15 protein-coding genes and 1 tRNA gene are annotated in these 18,128 nt (G+C 35.9%); 14 read left to right on the top strand and 2 right to left on the bottom strand.

Going from position 1 to position 18,128, the window contains the following annotated elements; all coding sequences use genetic code 11:
- Positions 1 to 3: 3 nt before the first annotated feature.
- The 4 genes from RBU59_RS02595 to RBU59_RS02580 are packed head-to-tail and all read left to right on the top strand — an operon-like array spanning position 4 to position 3,230.
- On the top strand, positions 4 to 1,608 hold the full coding sequence (locus RBU59_RS02595) for a DUF342 domain-containing protein (protein WP_308146324.1): 1,605 nt from the start codon (positions 4 to 6) through the stop codon (positions 1,606 to 1,608).
- Positions 1,609 to 1,622: 14 nt separating this feature from the next.
- Positions 1,623 to 1,937 carry a hypothetical protein gene (locus RBU59_RS02590; RefSeq protein ID WP_308146323.1) on the top strand — a complete coding sequence of 105 codons (315 nt, stop codon included), beginning with the start codon at positions 1,623 to 1,625 and terminating at the stop codon, positions 1,935 to 1,937.
- Between the two features lie 14 nt (positions 1,938 to 1,951).
- The gene (locus RBU59_RS02585; protein ID WP_308146322.1) at positions 1,952 to 2,590 is read left to right on the top strand and encodes a DUF6115 domain-containing protein; all 639 of its coding nucleotides are present in this window, start codon (positions 1,952 to 1,954) and stop codon (positions 2,588 to 2,590) included.
- Positions 2,591 to 2,627: 37 nt separating this feature from the next.
- Entirely contained in the window at positions 2,628 to 3,230 is a 603-nt protein-coding gene (locus tag RBU59_RS02580) for an endolytic transglycosylase MltG (protein WP_308146321.1), read from the top strand.
- A 286-nt stretch (positions 3,231 to 3,516) separates the two neighbouring features.
- Here RBU59_RS02580 and RBU59_RS02575 read toward each other — a convergent pair whose 3' ends face one another.
- On the bottom strand, positions 3,517 to 4,149 hold the full coding sequence (locus RBU59_RS02575) for a hypothetical protein (RefSeq protein ID WP_308146320.1): 633 nt from the start codon (positions 4,147 to 4,149) through the stop codon (positions 3,517 to 3,519).
- 472 nt (positions 4,150 to 4,621) lie between these two features.
- Between RBU59_RS02575 and RBU59_RS02570 the strand changes: the two genes are divergently transcribed.
- Positions 4,622 to 5,491 (top strand): aminoglycoside 6-adenylyltransferase, encoded by an 870-nt coding sequence (locus tag RBU59_RS02570; protein ID WP_308146319.1) that lies wholly within the window; start codon positions 4,622 to 4,624, stop codon positions 5,489 to 5,491.
- Positions 5,492 to 5,720: 229 nt separating this feature from the next.
- Here RBU59_RS02570 and RBU59_RS02565 read toward each other — a convergent pair.
- A tRNA-Leu gene (locus RBU59_RS02565) sits at positions 5,721 to 5,803 on the bottom strand.
- A 215-nt stretch (positions 5,804 to 6,018) separates the two neighbouring features.
- On the opposite strand from RBU59_RS02565, the gene RBU59_RS02560 reads away from it, so the two are divergent.
- The 9 genes from RBU59_RS02560 to RBU59_RS02520 all read left to right on the top strand — a co-directional run bounded on the left by RBU59_RS02560 (position 6,019) and on the right by RBU59_RS02520 (position 18,051).
- Positions 6,019 to 6,648 carry an anti-sigma factor family protein gene (locus tag RBU59_RS02560; protein ID WP_308146318.1) on the top strand — a complete coding sequence of 210 codons (630 nt, stop codon included), beginning with the start codon at positions 6,019 to 6,021 and terminating at the stop codon, positions 6,646 to 6,648.
- 23 nt (positions 6,649 to 6,671) lie between these two features.
- Complete coding sequence (gene polA, locus RBU59_RS02555; RefSeq protein ID WP_308146317.1) at positions 6,672 to 9,320, top strand: DNA polymerase I; 2,649 nt, start codon at positions 6,672 to 6,674, stop codon at positions 9,318 to 9,320.
- Between the two features lie 100 nt (positions 9,321 to 9,420).
- Positions 9,421 to 10,008 carry a dephospho-CoA kinase gene (gene coaE, locus RBU59_RS02550; RefSeq protein ID WP_308146316.1) on the top strand — a complete coding sequence of 196 codons (588 nt, stop codon included), beginning with the start codon at positions 9,421 to 9,423 and terminating at the stop codon, positions 10,006 to 10,008.
- Between the two features lie 148 nt (positions 10,009 to 10,156).
- Positions 10,157 to 12,274: a cell division FtsA domain-containing protein gene (locus RBU59_RS02545; protein WP_308146315.1), complete on the top strand. Its 2,118-nt coding sequence runs from the start codon at positions 10,157 to 10,159 to the stop codon at positions 12,272 to 12,274.
- Between the two features lie 226 nt (positions 12,275 to 12,500).
- On the top strand, positions 12,501 to 13,298 hold the full coding sequence (locus RBU59_RS02540; protein WP_308146314.1) for an MBL fold metallo-hydrolase: 798 nt from the start codon (positions 12,501 to 12,503) through the stop codon (positions 13,296 to 13,298).
- Positions 13,299 to 13,362: 64 nt separating this feature from the next.
- Positions 13,363 to 13,635, top strand: a complete 273-nt coding sequence (locus tag RBU59_RS02535) for an ACT domain-containing protein (RefSeq protein WP_161838938.1) — start codon at positions 13,363 to 13,365, stop codon at positions 13,633 to 13,635.
- A gap of 157 nt (positions 13,636 to 13,792) precedes the next feature.
- Positions 13,793 to 15,157: a PFL family protein gene (locus tag RBU59_RS02530; RefSeq protein WP_308146313.1), complete on the top strand. Its 1,365-nt coding sequence runs from the start codon at positions 13,793 to 13,795 to the stop codon at positions 15,155 to 15,157.
- Between the two features lie 213 nt (positions 15,158 to 15,370).
- Positions 15,371 to 16,822, top strand: coding sequence for an aminoacyl-histidine dipeptidase (locus RBU59_RS02525; protein WP_308146312.1), 1,452 nt, complete (start codon positions 15,371 to 15,373; stop codon positions 16,820 to 16,822).
- A 2-nt stretch (positions 16,823 to 16,824) separates the two neighbouring features.
- On the top strand, positions 16,825 to 18,051 hold the full coding sequence (locus RBU59_RS02520) for a CapA family protein (protein WP_308146311.1): 1,227 nt from the start codon (positions 16,825 to 16,827) through the stop codon (positions 18,049 to 18,051).
- The last annotated feature ends 77 nt before the right edge of the window (positions 18,052 to 18,128 follow it).

The raw sequence follows: 18,128 nt of genomic DNA, 5'->3' as shown, positions 1-18,128 counted from the left end.
CTTATGGAGAGTCAAAACAGTTATTTCAGTCTTGTTTTAAAACAGGATGGAACCTATTTAAAACTGTATCCTGCAGTTGGAATCGGAAAATCAATTAATTATGATGAAATCAACAATTATTTAAATGACAAAAGAATTTATGATTATGACGACAAAGCATTGGGGCGTGCTATTACTGCTTTAAGTGACCAGATAATTGAAGTTAAACTGACTCCGGTTAGCGTTTTACCGGAAAATGAATATGTAAGAATTAATGTTTATCCGGACAGGATGTATGCCGTCGGAAGATTTTATCCGCCCTCTACTCAGGGTAGTCCGTTAACGATGAATGATATTCTGAACAGCTTAAAACAGGCGGGCGTTAAGTATGGGATTCAAGCTAACAGTATTGAGTCTTTTTTAACTAATCGAAAATACTGTGAAGACTATATACTGGCAAGAGGCGTAAATCCTGTAGAAGGTAAAGATGCCATCATAACATATAATTTTAATACTGACAATACTTTGAAACCGAAGTTAAATGAGGATGGTACTGTAGATTTTCATCAATTGGACACGATTAGTTCTATCAACAAAGGGGATATTTTGGCTACCTTAAGTCCTGCCGTACAGGGGAAAACAGGAATGGATGTATGCGGTAATCCTATTCCACCTAAAAAAGTTATAAATAAAATATTAAAACACGGGCGTGATATTCATCTATCCGAGGATGGATTAGTTATGTACTCCGATGTAAGCGGACATGCTGTGGTAACAGACGGAAAAGTTTTCGTATCGAATACTTACGAAGTACTGGCGGATGTAGATGCTTCAACCGGAGATATTGTTTATGAGGGTAATGTATCCGTCAAAGGGAATGTGATAACAGGATACTCCATAACGGCAAAAGGTGATATTATCGTAAACGGTGTTGTCGAAGGAGCTGACTTGGTTGCAGGAGGGCAAATCATTCTTAAGCGGGGTATGCAGGGAATGAGTAAAGGTAAGATGGAAGCCGGAAGTAATATTATCACTAAATTTATAGAAAATGCTGAGGTTAAAGCAGGCGGATATATTACGACGGAGGCAATTTTACATAGTAAAGTATCTGCGAAAGGAGATATCATAGTAGGTGGTAAGAAAGGTTTTATTACTGGTGGTGAAATCCATTCAGGTACTACAATAACCGTCAAAAACGCAGGCTCTACTATGGGAACCAGTACTTTATTGGAAGTAGGTATCGATCCTGCTATCATTGAAGAGTTTCGAAATCTTGAGAAAAATATTCAAAGTATGAATGCGGATATGGAAAAAATTTTGCCAATTCTGGAGACATATAAGAAGAAACTGAACTCCGGAGAAAAATTGTCACAGGATAAACTTGATTATGTCAGAATCGCCACGGAAAATTGCCTTACTCTCAGAAGTAAGATTAAAGAATCGAATATTCGATATGACCAATTACGAATTGAAATGAATAACAGTGACAGCGGCAGTATTAAAGTAGAAAACATTGCTTATCCCGGTGTTAAAATAGTAATTTCAAATGTCAATTATTACGTACGCAGCGAAGTTCATTATTCTAAGTTCGTTCGTGACAGAGCGGATATTAAGATAGTGGGATTATAAAGGAGGGAATATCGATGCCAATTACACCGATTGAAATTGCAGCGATGGCTCCCAAATCACAAGAGGCGTCTCTTTATAAACATCAGGAAAGTCAAAAGCCTTTAAATGATCAGATCGTGATAGGGCAGCAAATTAATAATCATATTAAACATAACAGCCAACAAACCGTGGAAACAATTAAAAGCGAGAATAAGGAATACCGTTATGATGCGAAAGAAAAAGGTAATAATTCTTATTCCGGTTCGAAAGAAAAGAAAAAAAAGAAGAACAACAAAGGAGCAGTACCTAAAGATAAATTTCGATCTGGTTCCATAGATATTAAAATATAACAGGAGAGAATAGAATGACACCTTTGGTAATTTTTTTAATCATAGTAGGAGCAGGAATCCTAATACTGAGTTGCTTCTTAGTAGATAAATCAGGCAATAGCGGTGATGTCTACGCAACACTTGCTAATGCGCGGGAATTAAGCCTGACTGAAATGGAGGGCATAAAAGATAAAGTTGAGACATTAATTTCCGAAGTTTCCGAGCAAATCACAGCAAAAACAGAAGATAAGTTAAGTCAGTTATCAAATGAAAAGATTATTGCTGTAAATGATTTTTCAAATCAGGTAATGGAGAAAATAAACCAAAATCACGAGGAAGTTGTATTTTTATACAATATGCTGAACGAGAAAGAAACAGAACTAAAAGAAACTGTTAAGAATATTGATAAGGCAAAAATGAATTTAGCAGAAATGAATAAAACGGAGCCGGAAGCCGTTAAAGCTAAAAACAACTCTAAATCTGTCAGTCGTAAAGCCGTAAAAGAGGAGATAGAAAACCTAAACGTAAATACGGATACGGAAACTTTAAATAATCATAATCAAAAAATACTTGAAATGTATTCGCAAGGATTTTCTGTGATAGATATATCCAGAACCTTAGAACTTGGACAAGGTGAAGTAAAGCTGGTTATTGATTTGTATAAAGATAAATAATCGTAGGTCTTAGAAAATTGAAAGGTTTGAATTTAATATGAAACTAAAGTATTATTTAAGAGGTATGGGAGTGGGTATTTTATTTGCGACCGTTATTTTAGCAACTTCTTATCATGTATCCTCTAAAACTCAGTTATCCGACGATGAGATTATTAAACGGGCAGAAAATCTGGGCATGGTAAAACAAAGTGATACTGATTTGGATGATATTATTAAACCATCAGTAACTCCTGCCGCAGAACCTGCCAAGGATCCATCCGCAATTCCTACAGTACAACCGACCGCGACTCCGACGGCTGAACCTACGGTTAAACCCACTGATACAAAGGAAGTGAAACCTGCAAAAAGCCCGGATTCTGTACCTGCAGATGAACCGGAGACAACTAATACCGATACGTCTGCTGCAACACCGGAAGTGAATAAAACAGATCAAAAAGGTATTACGTTTCGAATTACATCAGGAATGACTTCGGAAGATGTATCTAATCTATTAAAAAATAAAGGGATTATTGAAGATTCTAAAGCATTTAATCAATATTTAAAAATCAATAAGTATACTACCGATATTAATATTGGTGAATATCAGATAGAAAAATACTCTTCTTATGAAGATATAGCAGATGCTATTATAACGAAATAAGATATGAGCAGGAACACTTGGCAAATAATTTATCGTATTAAGTTATTTGTCTTTTTTATTTCATAAGAAAGTTCTCCGAACTTTCCATGAAAATAAAAAGCTCGAACGGCAGGACACACATAACGCTCAAGTTTTAGCTGTCATTGAAGTGAAAGCGTATCAGCGCCAGGAGCAGCAAATTAGAAAGAATATTAGGAAGCTGTTAGATTATGAAGAATAGACTTAAATAAATCTTATGCCGATATCTTTAATAATACTGCAGCTTCCTCAAATTATAACGATAAAATTACTTCTTTAATTCCTGTTTACCGGTTATTTTACTGGTTTCATCCATTTTGAAAGTGGACTTGGCTTCATCGGTAGTAAAATATACATTTCCGTCTACAGTGGCATCAACTAATTGAAAATCACTTACATTTACATATACATCCCCTTTAAAGGTACCATGCTGAATACTGGCCATAGGGCTGTTTATTGTTATTTTCGGTGCGGTTAAAGTAAATCTTGCGGTAACAGTTCTATTTTCATCTTGAGTATATAGTGCTATTTTACGTTGGATTACATCTTTACCCTGATCATCTTTTTTACCGTTTTTAAATTCACCCTCTAAGTTAAGATCCTGATTAATAGTTAAATCCTTTAATGTGGCGATAATCCAGGTTCCATCTTTGCTAATTGCTTTAACAAATGCATCTTCTGAATCTACGATAGAAGCAGTTGTTACCGTATCCGGTTGATCATCCGTTGTGGTTTCGCCTGTATTTGATGCCGTATCAGTTTCAGTATTAGTATCTGCAGGTGTTGCGGTAGGTGTTGTTTCACCTTGGGTATTCTGACCTTGATCAGTATTTTTTTTCGTGCAACCTGTAAATAATACAGTGAATAATAATAAAGTTAAAAATAAGACTTTAAATTTCATTGTTTAGCCTCCTTATATACATATAATGATATCTTGTATTCATTAAATTATTACCCCAAATAAATAGAATTATTCTATGATGGAAATTACAATTACTCTTTATTATATTTTGGTATCATTTCTGTTTAACATCCTTCGATTTTCATATTTCTTTCCAACGTATTTCCGTCATTATTTGTTCCAATACTAAAACTATATTCATATTGTAGGTTGAATCATCCTAGAAAAACGATATAATATTATTACGGATAGAACTGTGTTATTATATAGTTGATTTAAAGAATCTGATATCAATAACAGAAGCTAATCAGAATTTTTAAAGGTTGCTCGTATGGTAGACGAAAATAGTGCAGCGGTTATTTGAAAAATATTGTTCGAGCAAATCTAAATGTTACATTTCATGATAATAAAGCAATCTGGCGGTCTAGATAGACTGGAATTGAAGATTTGAATAAGTGGAGGTGAATAATTTATGCGTACAGAAGCAGAGATGATGGATTTAATTATGGGCAAGGCGATGAATGATGATAGAATACGCGCTGTTACCATGGATGGTTCAAGAGCAAATAGAAATGCTGTTCATGACCAATATAGTGACTTTGATATTGTCTATTTTGTCACAGATGTTCGTGAATTCACAAAAGATAAAAGCTGGGTTAAGTGTTTTGGTGATATATTGATTGTTCAGTATTCAATGGATTGGTATTCGCACCCCTATGACTATACAAGTAGAGATACATTCGCTTATCTGATACAATTTGCAGACGGTAATCGAATTGACCTGTCGATTGTAGATATATGTAATATAGAAAAGGAAAAATGCAATGATGAGCCTAGAATCATTCTGTTGAACAAGGATAATTATAAAGAGCTGATACCAATCGAGAGTGAAAATGCATTTTATATTAAGGCACCAACAGAGATGGAATTCTATAACACTACCAATGAATTTCGATGGTTGTCAATTTACATATCGAAGGGGTTATGTAGAGAAGAATTCTATTATTCCAAATACAGTTACGAGGTTCTTATCATGGAAATGTTCATAAAAATGTTAAATTGGAAAATCGGTATACATTATGCTTTTAAGGTTACAACCGGAGGACATAGTAAGTACTTAAAAAGGTATCTTACAGAAGAAGAAATGAAACGTGTACAAGGTGTTTTTCCAAATGGAGAGTATGCAGATATATGGGATAAGCTTTTTCTCATGTATGATTATTTTGAAGAACTGGAATCGGAGGTTGCAAAACACTTTAACTTTATTTGTGACAAAGAAGAGACAAAAAGAGTACGGGATTTCTTGGTTCAGAGAAAGTTAAATAGGAAAGAGTTCTATTAAAATTTGATGTTATTGTTTCTAAAAGTCAAGGGAAATGGGCATTCTGTAAGCACGAGTAACGAAGTACCTATGAATGCCCCGGTGGACACAGATATGAGGAGACGATTTGATGAATGAAATATTTATTGTAAAAATTCTGTTACCTCAGAAGAACTATAGTGTAATCTAACTCTTGAAACAACAAAACTCCTCAAAGCCTTTAACAACAAAGCTCTGAGGAGTTTAAAAGTGCGGATAGAGGGACTCGAACCCTCACAAGGTCACCCTTGGCAGATTTTGAGTCTGCTGCGTCTGCCATTCCGCCACATCCGCGTGAACCAGCGAAGATTATTCTAACATAATTAATTTCATAATGCAAGTCTTAATATGAAAGAAATGAAAAAAATTCTAAATTATCTATATATTTGAATAAGAGCCGTATGATTCTCACAAAATGCAAAAGATTAGTTGAAACCTTGCGCAAAAAAGGGTAAAATGAATTATTAACGGATACAATATTTACTAGTTGTATACGCAGGAGGATATTTATGAATTGCAGTGATATTCAAAGGCTCATTGTGCCATTTATAAATGATGAATTAAATATAAGTCAATTGGAGGAATTCATTCATCATGTTCATTCGTGTCCAAACTGCATGGAAGAATTAGAAGTACATTATGTACTTTTAGCCGGGATGAAACAATTAGACGAGGACAAAGAGCTGTCTAATAACTTTCATCAGGATTTAATGGATATATTAAGACTGGCGGAAGACCGGATTATACATGACAAATTTTTACATATCAGAAAACGGATCATATTAATTATCGTGATTACTTTAGTAGCAATCGTCTCAAGTTTCCGAATTGGTGAATTTGTAGTAGAGGATGTATTAAATAATGATAATAAGAAAAGCGATTTCTTAGTAGAAAATATATTTCTGGTAGACAAACCGGCAGCATTTAATAATACAGATAAAGAGTATGATACGAATAGTTTATCCGGTACAGCAGTAAGGCACCTATCTGATATATATGTTTATCTTAAAACAACGGATCCGGATGGAGCAAAACGAATGGAAGAAAAATTTGGCGACCGGATTTGGAAAGATACAGAAATTCAGAAAAGCATAGGAATGGAATTTGACTTAAATGATTGGATTTTGTGGAATTATTAAATAGGAATGAGGAGAGAAGCAAAGTGAAAAAAATAGTTTTAATTGACGGCCATAGTATATTAAATCGTGCATTTTATGCGATACCTGATTTGACCAATTCCGAGGGTATTCATACCAATGCCATATTGGGTTTCTTAAATATTATGTTTAAAATATTAGATGAGGAGAAACCGGAATATCTTACGGTAGCCTTTGACGTTCATCAGCCGACTTTCCGTCATGAGATGTTTGAACAGTATAAAGGAACCAGAAAATCTATGCCTGAGGAATTGCGCGGACAGGTTCCGCTTATGAAAGAGGTACTGAAAGCCATGGGTATAACCATTATGGAAAAGCCGGGTTTTGAAGCAGATGATGTTCTGGGGACCATAGCAAAGACCTGTGAACAGGATGGATATCAGGTATCTTTAGTATCCGGAGACAGGGATTTATTGCAGCTGGCCAGTGATAATATCAAAATACGTATTCCAAAAACTAAAAAAGGCGGAACTGAAATTGAAAACTATAACACCAAGGATGTTATAGAAACCTATGGTGTGACACCCAAGCAATTTATTGATTTAAAAGGTTTGATGGGAGATACTTCCGATAATATACCAGGGGTTCCCGGTATCGGAGAGAAAACTGCTGGAAAAATCATATCCGCTTATGATTCCATTGAAAATGCTTACGAACATTTAGAAGAAATAGGCCCTGCCAAAGCAAAAGAAGCTTTAAGAAATAACCATGATTTGGCCATTTTGAGTAAGGCATTGGCAACTATTAAAATAGATTGCGACATCGATTTTCATCTGGAAGATGCGCTGTTAGGTAATTTATATAATGAAGGTGCCTATTCTTTCTTCAAAAGACTGGAATTTAAGAGTCTGTTAAACCGTTTTCAATTGGAAGTGACCCATTATGAGGGAATTGAAGAATATTTTAAAGTACTTAATGATTTGGAGCAGGCAGAGACAGTTTTTAATAAACTGTTAAAGTCAGAATCAGCGCAAATGACAGCAGGAATTCAGTTTATAACAGCAGGTGATAAGATTTTAGGATTATCTTTAACCTACAGTGATAAAGATATTTACTTTATTAGGGTGGAAGGCTTTATTACCGAGGAATATTTAAAGGATAAGGTAAGCAATTTGCTTAACACTTCTATCTGCCTGACTACAATAAATCTGAAACCACAATTAGATTTTATCAGGGCGACTGAGAAAAGTAATGTTTTTGATGAAGGGATTGCCGCATATCTTTTAAATCCCTTAAATAGTACCTATTATTATGATGATATTGCACGAGATTATTTGAAAATGACTATACCATCCATGAATGATTTATTTGGGAAAACGGATATAGCGGACTTAAACCCTGAAAATAATAAAGAATTTCGTAACTACTGCTGCTATCAGAGTTATGTCTGCTACAAAGCATATGAGCCTTTAGTTGGTGCTTTAAAAAATACGGACATGTATCAATTATTCGTTACAATTGAAATGCCGTTGGTTTATACGCTATATGATATGGAAGTGCGGGGAATTCATATAAATCGCGGGGAATTAAAGAAATACGGGGAAAAACTTGCTGTGGGAATCGCAGAGTTGGAATCTAAAATCTATGATTTGGTAGGAGAAGAATTTAATATTAATTCTCCAAAGCAATTGGGTGTGGTTTTATTCGAAAAATTAAGACTTCCTTTTGGTAAAAAGACAAAAACCGGTTATTCCACTTCTGCCGATATTTTGGATAAACTGGCAAATGAGCATCCTGTTGTCAGCATGATCCTGGAATACAGGCAGTTAACTAAGTTAAAATCCACCTATGCAGATGGGCTGGCTGTATATATTGATAACGACGAAAGAATCCATGGCAAATTTCATCAAACGATTGCCGCTACGGGAAGAATCAGCAGTACGGAACCAAATCTTCAGAATATTCCCATACGAATGGAATTGGGCAGAGAAATAAGAAAGGTATTTATTCCGGAAGAGGGATATATCTTTCTTGATGCGGATTATTCACAGATTGAGCTAAGGGTATTAGCTCATATGTCGGGAGATGAAAGATTGATTGCTGCTTACAAAGAGGCTCAGGATATTCATCGAATCACCGCTTCCCAGGTATTCCATACACCTCTTGATGAAGTTACTCCATTACAGCGAAGTAATGCAAAAGCAGTAAATTTTGGTATTGTATATGGGATTAGCTCTTTCGGATTAGGACAAGGTCTAAATATATCCAGAAAAGAAGCCGAAAATTATATTAACAGGTATTTTGAAACTTATCCCAGGGTAAAGCAATATTTGGATGATTTGGTTTTAAATGGAAAGAAAGATGGATATGTTACTACCTTTTTCGGCAGACGAAGACCAATACCGGAATTAAGTTCTTCTAACTTTATGCAGCGGTCATTTGGAGAAAGAGTTGCCATGAATTCACCGATTCAAGGAACGGCAGCCGATATTATTAAAATTGCCATGATTCGTGTCAACGAACGGCTGAAAGAATTAAAACTCCGCTCCAGACTGATTTTACAGATTCATGATGAATTATTAATAGAAGCTTTTAAGGATGAAATGGATGAAGTGAGCGGCATCTTAAAAGAAGAGATGCAGAAAGCTGCTGATATGAGTATACCGTTAGAGGTAGAAGTTAAAACAGGTACGAACTGGTACGAAGCAAAATAAAGCCGATTCCAAGCCTTACAGTTTAGCAGCATTTCATAAGAGATTTCGATGTATCTATGGCTGAATAACAGCGAACTAACATTATATACGGGAGAAGAATATGAAAGTAATTGGCATTACCGGTGGTGTTGGCAGCGGTAAATCCTTGATCGCAGAGATTATGAAAGAGCATTATCATGCTTATTTGATAAATACGGACCAGATTGCGCATGCACTGATGGAAAAAGGAAAGGTATGTTACAATCTCATAGTTAATTATTTTGGGGAGGGAATTTTAAATTCATCCGGTGATATTAACCGGATAGCTTTAGGGAGCATCGTTTATCAAACACCGGAAAAGCTCTTGATATTAAATTCTTTTACTCATCCCTATGTTATGGCTCATGTAAAAAAACTAATTGAAGAAAAAAGAGAAGAAGATGAGAATCTGATCTGCGTGGAAACTGCTTTACCGTTGCAAGCGGGACTTAAAGATTTTTGCGATGCTATATGGTATGTTTTTGCTCCGGAAGATATTAGAAGGGACCGTCTGAAACAATCAAGAAATTATGATGAGCAAAAAATAGATCAAATATTTAAGAATCAAATCAGCGATTCAGAGTACCGTAACAACAGCACCCAGGTAATAATTAATGATTGCTCCAGGGAAAAAATACTGGAGCAAATCGAAGTTTTACTAGAGAAATAACCAAAGTTACGATATAATAAGAACGGAGAGAGGAAAATACAAGTTTACTTGCATTTTTAGAACGGAACAATAAGCTCATGGACATGGTTAATATTCATGAAAGGATTAAACAATCAATAATTTAGGCATAAGTTGTGGGGGATTTTATATGGAAAACAAAAGATATCCGGAGCATTTAGTATTTGGATTAGATATCGGAACCAGAAGTATTGTTGGCACAGTAGGCTACCGGGAGAACAACCAAAATTTCATCGTAGTTGCCCAATGTGTAAGGGAGCATGAGACACGTGCTATGATGGATGGACAGATTCACGATATTCTGAAAGTTTCCGAAACAATTCTTGAAGTAAAAAAAGAATTAGAAGCCCAGATTGGCAGAAAGCTGACGGATGTTTGTATTGCGGCCGCCGGCAGGGTATTAAAAACAGTAACGGTAAGTGCAGAATATGAATTCCCTAGTGAAACAACTTTAAATGAAGAACATATACATTCCCTGGAATTAATTGGCGTGGAAAAAGCATACGATACTCTCAGGGAAGAGGTTAAAGATGATAAAATTAATTTTTACTGTGTAGGTTATTCTGTGATACGATACTTTTTAAACGGTTATTCCATGGTAAAATTAGAAGGGCATAAAGCCAGTAAAATCGGGACGGAATTATTAGCCACCTTTTTACCGGATGAGGTTATTGATGGTTTGTATACAGCTGTAGAACGCGCCGGTCTGCAGGTAGCGAATCTGACATTGGAGCCTATCGCGGCTATTAATGTGGCCATTCCGGAGAAATTTCGTCTATTAAACATAGCTATGATTGATGTAGGGGCCGGAACCTCGGATATATCCATAACCAAGGACGGAAGTATCATTGCCTACGGTATGATTCCTTTTGCCGGCGATGAAATAACAGATGCAATTGTGCAAAATTATCTGGTGGAATTTAAAACGGCAGAAGTTATGAAATTGGCCTGTTTAAGGAAGAAAAAAGTTACCTATAAGGATATTATGGGAATCAGCCATAAAGTAACTACTGAGGAAATCATTGATACGGTTTCCGAAGCAGTACATAAGATAACGAAATGCGTTGCGGAGAAAATTATTGAACTCAATGGCGGAAAGTCCGTCAGTGCCGTTTTTGTAGTAGGCGGTGGCGGAAAAATACCCGGGTTTGTAACCAGTCTGGCAGAATATTTGAATCTTCCTAAGGACAGAGTCGCTCTTCGTGGAGAAGAGGTGTTGGGAGATGTTACTTTCCTTCAGGAAAATATAAAAAAAGATCCGCTTCTGGTAACACCGATTGGAATATGTCTGAATTTCTATGATCAAACCAATAATTTTATCTTTGTTAATGTGAACGGTGAACGTGTAAAATTATATGATAATAATAAACTTACCATTGTGGATGCGGCAATACAAGTAGGATTCCCCAATGAAAAATTATTTCCAAGAAGAGGAAAAGCGATTAATTTTACCTTAAACGGAAATAAGAGATTAGTCCGTGGCGAGCTGGGTGAAGCAGCTGTTGTAAAATTAAACGGTGAGTTGGTTGGAATCAGCCATAGTATCGTACAAAATGATAAAATCGAGATTATAGAATCAACAGTGGGTGAAGATGCTGTTTACGAAGTAAGACAACTTTCCGAATATAATGGTACTATATCATTTATATGTAACGGGCAAAGTATATTATGCCCTAAATTTGTTATGGCAAACGGGAAGCTGGTTTCTGAATTCTATAATATTGAGGATCAGGATGAAATTCAAATTTTGAATTATTATACCTTGCAGCAGATACTGGAATTTATGGATATAGAAACTAAAGGTACCATATACGTAAATAATATGCCTGCTAAAATGGATGAAAAGGTTTATGAAAATTTTACTATTCAGTGTGAATTAAAAGAAGATCAGTCAGAAGAGATTTTTGATGCCATGGGCGAAATGCCTGATCAATATGAGGAATCTGAGTACGAGGACTTAAATTCTAAAACTGAAGTGTCAGCTGCTGCCGTTAAGAATAACGAAACAGAAAACAGTAAAAAAGTGGGAAACGATCCCAAAACGGACTTATATGTAATTATTAATCAGGAACCGGTAAAACTATCCAATAAAAGTAAATATATATTTGTTGATATCTTTGATTTCTATCCTTTTGATCTAAAAAAGATTGGAGGTTCGGAACTGGTGGTAAACTTAAATGGGGAAAAAGCTGATTTTACGTCTCCTTTAAAAGAACGGGATGTAATTGAACTCTATTGGAAGGAATAATCCAATCATTCCTGCAAAACAGAATAAACATTAAAAGCAGATTTATCCGTGAAAATATTATGTTGACAAATCATACGGAATAGGGGATACTTTTTCATGATACAGCAAGATGTATAACCGACATAATAAGTAATGTAACAAAGTGTATAACATACTTATTAAGCAGTAACACATCAAAGAATCTCAAGTTACATAATTTTATTGAAATCAAGTCAGGGAGGTACTTATGAATTTATGCAGTATAGCAAGCGGCAGCAGTGGGAATTGTACCTTTGTAGGCAGCGAACATACAAAACTGTTGGTGGATGCGGGAATCAGCGGGAAAAAAATTGAAAACGGTTTAAACAGTATAGATGTTTCGCCGCAGGATATACAAGGAATATTAATAACTCATGAGCATGCAGACCACATTCAAGGTCTGGGTGTACTTGCCAGGCGTTACAATACTCCGATTTATGGTACTGCAGAAACCATTAATTCCATACTTAAAATGAATAGTATCGGACGTATTTCGGATGAGTTGCTGCATTATGTGGTACCGGATGAAGCTTTCCAGATAAATGATATTATGGTGGAGCCATTTTCAACCTCTCATGATGCTTCGAATCCGGTTTGCTATACCTTTCAGGCAGACGGTCATAAAATCGGTATGGCTACGGATTTGGGAAAATATGACGATTACATTATATCAAAATTAACTGAATCTGAAATCCTTCTATTAGAAGCAAATCATGATGTGAATATGTTGATGGTAGGTGGTTATCCTTATTACTTAAAACAAAGAATTTTAGGTGACAGGGGACATCTATCCAACGAGAATTCCGCCAGGTTAATTTGCAGGTTATTTCATGAAAAATTAAAATATATCACCTTAGCTCACTTAAGTAAGGAAAATAACTATGAAGAGTTAGCATATGAGACAGTTCGGGTAGAATTAAACCAGTATACCCAGGATAAAAGTTTAGAATCCATATTAAGTGTTGCGAAAAGAGATGTGGTTTCCGACATGCTGTCAACCTTATAGATACATTAGGGCGATATTTTAATCGTCATTATAATTAATATCATAGATTTATGGAGGATAAAAAATGAAAAAAACAATTATTACTGTTGTTGGAAAAGACTGTGTGGGAATTATTGCAAAGGTATGTACGTATCTGGCGAATAATAAAGTGAATATTTTAGATATTTCCCAAACCATTGTACAGGGATATTTTAATATGATGATGATCGTTGATGCCAATGATGCTCCGAAGAATTTTGAAGATCTTGCAACAGAATTAGAGCAGATTGGTGAAGAAATTGGTGTTATCATTAAAGCGCAGCATGAGGACATCTTTAATAAAATGCATCGTCTATAAATAATTCGATAATTTAGGATCACCGCTTGCGACGAAAGAAAATATAATAAAAGAAAGGTATGCCACATCGATTCTTTCACCTGTGAAATTTGTTTCACATTTTATTATGTGGCAGTGACACATCTTTTGGCAGATGTGTTATGCAATGGGTATTGCTATGATAAATATAAATGAAGTTATTGAAACCAATAAAATGATAGAACAGGAAAATCTGGATGTCCGGACGATTACATTAGGAATAAGCCTATTGGATTGTGCGGATAATAATTTAGCTGAAGTAAATCGAAAAATCTTTGAAAAAATTACTACCGTTGCTAAAGATTTGGTGGCAACCGGTAAAGCGATTGAAAGAGAATTCGGTATTCCTATTGTAAATAAAAGGATCTCCGTTACTCCTATTTCTTTAGTTGGGGCAGCAGCATGTAAAAGCCCGGACGATTATGTTACGATTGCTCAGACTCTGGATGATGCGGCAAAGAAAGTAGGCGTTAATTTTATCGGGGGTTACTCTGCTCTGGTTTCCAAAGGGATGACAACCAGTGATCTGAACTTAATTAATTCAATTCCGAAAGCATTAGCTATCACGGAAAGAGTATGCAGTTCGGTTAATGTAGGATCTACAAAAACAGGTATTGATATGGATGCGGTAAAACTATTAGGTGAAATTATATTAGAAACCGCGAAACAGACGAAAGATAGGGATTCCTTAGGATGTGCCAAACTGGTTGTATTCTGTAACGCGCCGGATGATAATCCCTTTATGGCAGGAGCTTTCCACGGCATTACGGAAGGAGATTCTATTATTAATGTAGGTGTAAGCGGACCGGGTGTTGTAAAAACGGCTTTACAGAATGTCAGAGGTGCTGATTTCGGAACTTTATGTGAAACAATTAAGACAACTGCGTTTAAAATAACCAGAGTCGGACAGTTAGTTGCCCAGGAAGCCTCCAGAAGATTAAATATTCCGTTTGGTATTATAGATTTATCTTTAGCACCTACTCCGGCAGTCGGAGACAGTGTCGCTGAAATTTTTCAAGAAATTGGTTTGGAACATGCAGGTGCTCCGGGTACAACTGCCGCATTAGCGCTTTTAAATGACCAGGTAAAAAAGGGTGGTGTTATGGCATCTTCTTATGTAGGAGGATTAAGCGGTGCATTTATACCGGTTAGTGAGGATCAGGGAATGATTGATGCGGTACAGGCAGGAGCGCTTACCTTAGAGAAACTGGAAGCTATGACTTGTGTATGTTCCGTTGGATTGGATATGATAGCAATACCGGGAGATACGAAAGCTACGACTATATCCGGAATTATAGCGGATGAGATGGCTATCGGTATGGTGAACCAGAAGACAACCGCAGTTCGTCTGATACCGGTTATCGGTAAAAAGGTTGGAGATATGGTTGAATTCGGAGGTTTATTAGGATATGCTCCTGTTATGCCGGTAAATTCTTTCAGCTGTGATGCATTTATTAACCGAGGCGGAAGAATCCCTGCTCCAATTCATAGTTTTAAAAATTAATGATTTTTATGTTAATAGAATTTATAGGAAATTGCCTTTAACTTCTGTTAAAGGGCAAAGCTTTATGTTATGTAATTAAAATTAATATCAATAAATGAAAGAAAATATGGATAGAAAGGATGCCACAAGGAATTCTTTCACCTGTGAAGCTTATTTCACATTCTATGTTGTGGCAGTACCGCAAAAAAGTATGCGGTATAAAGGGTTACCATTATGAATCAGCAATTACAAGAACTGGATTATAAAAATGTATTTCATTTCTTCAGTGAAATATCAGCTGTTCCCAGAGGATCAAGGAATAATACAGCAATCAGTAACTATTTGGCGGATTTTGCCAAGAAGCGGAATTTAGAATATGTTCAGGACGAATTTGAAAATGTGGTAATAATAAAGGAAGCAGCCCCTGGATATGAAAATGCTCCGGCCATTATTATACAGGGACATATGGATATGGTCTGTGAAAAAACCAACGACTGTACACATGATTTCCTGACGCAAGGGATTGAACTATTTGTAGATGGGGATTATGTTCATGCAGACCGTACTACTTTAGGTGCAGATAATGGAATAGCCGTTGCATATGCCTTGGCGCTGTTAGATGATGCAGGTTTAAAGCACCCCAGAATTGAAGCGGTTTTCACCACAGATGAGGAAACCGGAATGGATGGAGCAATCGGAGTTGATGTTTCTGTATTAAAAGGAAAGTATCTACTTAATGTTGATTCAGAAAATGAGGGTTCCTTATGGACCAGTTCGGCAGGAGGACTTACCGGTACCTGTGATTTGCCTGTGAACCGTATTTCTGCTAAAGGTATCAAAATTAATATAGCAGTCAGTGAATTACAAGGCGGTCATTCCGGTGCAGAAATTCATAAGAACAGGACGAATGCAACCAAACTAATGGGCAGAATGCTGTTTGAATTAAGAAATTATGTTCATTTCGGATTAATTGACATGATGGGTGGTTTAAAAGATAATGCAATCCCCAGGGATGCAGTGGCTAATCTGTTTTTAAAGCCGGAGGATTTAGAAGAGTTTCAATCAGGATTTGAGGAATTGGTTAAAAAATATAAAAATGAATTAGTATCCAGTGAACCTAATCTGGAGATACAGATGAATGATTTAGGAGAGGGTGAGTTTAAATACCTGCATCCGACCTCTTTTGAAAAAATGTTATTTATGCTGTTAAATACTCCAAATGGCGTACAGGTAATGAGCACAGATATTCCTGGGCTGGTTGAAAGTTCCGTTAATTTAGGAGTTTTTCGTGTTGAGGAAGAGAAAGCAATGTTCTGTTTCTCCGTGCGTAGTTCTGTAAATAGCTATAAGCAATATTTATGTGATAAATTAGGTTATATGTCCCAGTTCCTTGGGGGAGAATTTTATGTAAGGTCACAGTATCCTGCCTGGGAATATAAAAAAGAATCTCCACTAAGAGAATACTTAATTAAAGTATTTAAAGAACAATATGGCAGGGAACCTGAATTGGAAGCGATTCATGCCGGATTGGAATGCAGCTTTTTTGCAGAAAAAATTCCAGGCGTGGATATTGTATCTCTGGGACCTGATATGTTTGATATTCATACACCAAAAGAACGTCTAAGTATTTCTTCAGCGATTCGTGTTTATAAATACCTGGAGAAAGCAATTGAAGGATTGAAATAATAATGAGTAAAAAGAAGATGTATCGTCTATTGGCATTTATACTATTTACATTTGGCTTACTGGCTGTTGTAATAACTGTAGAATTTAACCGATATTTAAATCGTACAGAAGAGCAAACGAATAATGAATTACAAACCGCCAGTAAACCAGAAAGTTCGGCTGATGGAAATCTAAGCGAAACATCAGCATCAGCAGATACTTCCACACGGGATGGGGAGACTGATTCTGCCGTTTTGCCCGAAACAATAGAAGATACAAACAGTAACCAAACCGATGAAACTAAACACCTATGGAAAGATATAAACTTGCTTTTTTGCGGAGATATCTATTTATCTGATTATGTTTTAAATCAGTATGAGCAAAATGGGTTAAGCGGTATTCTTTCAAACGATTTACAGGAAGAATTTCATACTGCTGATATCACTATGGTTAATCAGGAGTTTGCTTTCACCAACAGAGGGAAAAAAGCAGAAGATAAACAGTATACCTTTCGTGTAGATCCTCAAAATGTACAGGTATTTAAGGATATGCAGATCGATGTGGTTGCCTTGGCAAATAATCATACCATGGATTTTGGAATAGAGGGATTAACCGATTCTTTTAACACCTTAAAAGGCGCCGGCATAAAATATGCCGGTGCAGGTAATAACTTGGACGAAGCCAGAAATATAAATTATTTTGAAGTTTATGGTAAAAAGATAGCATATCTGGCAGCTTCCAGAGTTATTCCAAAGCCTGAATGGAATGCTTATAAAACTAAGCCAGGTATGTTAACCACCTATGATCCGGCGTTTCTTCTTGAAGATATTAAAACTGCCAAATCGCAAAGTGATTTTGTAGTAGTTTATGTTCATTGGGGAAAAGAAAGGCACGATTCACCGGAAGAATACCAGCGTAATCTGGCTAAACAATACATAGATGCGGGAGCTGATTTGATTATTGGAAGTCATCCCCATGTATTACAGGGAATTGAATATTACAACGGCAAACCAATCATATATAGTTTAGGCAATTTCATATTCTATAGTTCTATAAAGCAAACAGCCCTCCTGAAAGTAAGTCTGAATGAACAAAATGAAGCAAAAATTCGATTACTTCCAGGGAAAGCTGAAAATTCCCGAACGATTGGACTGGATAACGATTCGGATAAAAATGATTTTTATAAGTATATGACGAATATCTCTTTCGGTATTCATTTTGATGAAGAGGGTAATATTATTTCGGAATAGATATATTGGAGAAAAGTTGATAGAACTATATTGCGCTGTAGATAATTTCCTAAAGTTAATAAAAACTCCCTTATTAT

Source organism: Anaerocolumna sp. MB42-C2, from assembly GCF_030913705.1.
Taxonomy (GTDB): domain Bacteria; phylum Bacillota; class Clostridia; order Lachnospirales; family Lachnospiraceae; genus Anaerocolumna.
The sequence above is the reverse complement of the archived record's forward strand: the minus strand, read 5'-3'. Positions and strand labels throughout refer to the sequence as shown.

Excerpts from the sequence above, each read along its gene's own strand:
- RBU59_RS02560 (WP_308146318.1), top strand. The coding sequence starts at position 6,019 with ATGAATTGCAGTGATATTCAAAGGCTCATTGTGCCATTTATAAATGAT.
- RBU59_RS02595 (WP_308146324.1), top strand. The coding sequence starts at position 4 with ATGGAGAGTCAAAACAGTTATTTCAGTCTTGTTTTAAAACAGGATGGA.
- RBU59_RS02520 (WP_308146311.1), top strand. The coding sequence starts at position 16,825 with ATGAGTAAAAAGAAGATGTATCGTCTATTGGCATTTATACTATTTACA.
- RBU59_RS02535 (WP_161838938.1), top strand. The coding sequence starts at position 13,363 with ATGAAAAAAACAATTATTACTGTTGTTGGAAAAGACTGTGTGGGAATT.
- RBU59_RS02575 (WP_308146320.1), bottom strand. The coding sequence starts at position 4,149 with ATGAAATTTAAAGTCTTATTTTTAACTTTATTATTATTCACTGTATTA.
- coaE (WP_308146316.1), top strand. The coding sequence starts at position 9,421 with ATGAAAGTAATTGGCATTACCGGTGGTGTTGGCAGCGGTAAATCCTTG.
- RBU59_RS02525 (WP_308146312.1), top strand. The coding sequence starts at position 15,371 with ATGAATCAGCAATTACAAGAACTGGATTATAAAAATGTATTTCATTTC.
- RBU59_RS02585 (WP_308146322.1), top strand. The coding sequence starts at position 1,952 with ATGACACCTTTGGTAATTTTTTTAATCATAGTAGGAGCAGGAATCCTA.
- RBU59_RS02570 (WP_308146319.1), top strand. The coding sequence starts at position 4,622 with ATGCGTACAGAAGCAGAGATGATGGATTTAATTATGGGCAAGGCGATG.
- RBU59_RS02540 (WP_308146314.1), top strand. The coding sequence starts at position 12,501 with ATGAATTTATGCAGTATAGCAAGCGGCAGCAGTGGGAATTGTACCTTT.
- RBU59_RS02590 (WP_308146323.1), top strand. The coding sequence starts at position 1,623 with ATGCCAATTACACCGATTGAAATTGCAGCGATGGCTCCCAAATCACAA.
- RBU59_RS02530 (WP_308146313.1), top strand. The coding sequence starts at position 13,793 with ATGATAAATATAAATGAAGTTATTGAAACCAATAAAATGATAGAACAG.
- RBU59_RS02545 (WP_308146315.1), top strand. The coding sequence starts at position 10,157 with ATGGAAAACAAAAGATATCCGGAGCATTTAGTATTTGGATTAGATATC.
- RBU59_RS02580 (WP_308146321.1), top strand. The coding sequence starts at position 2,628 with ATGAAACTAAAGTATTATTTAAGAGGTATGGGAGTGGGTATTTTATTT.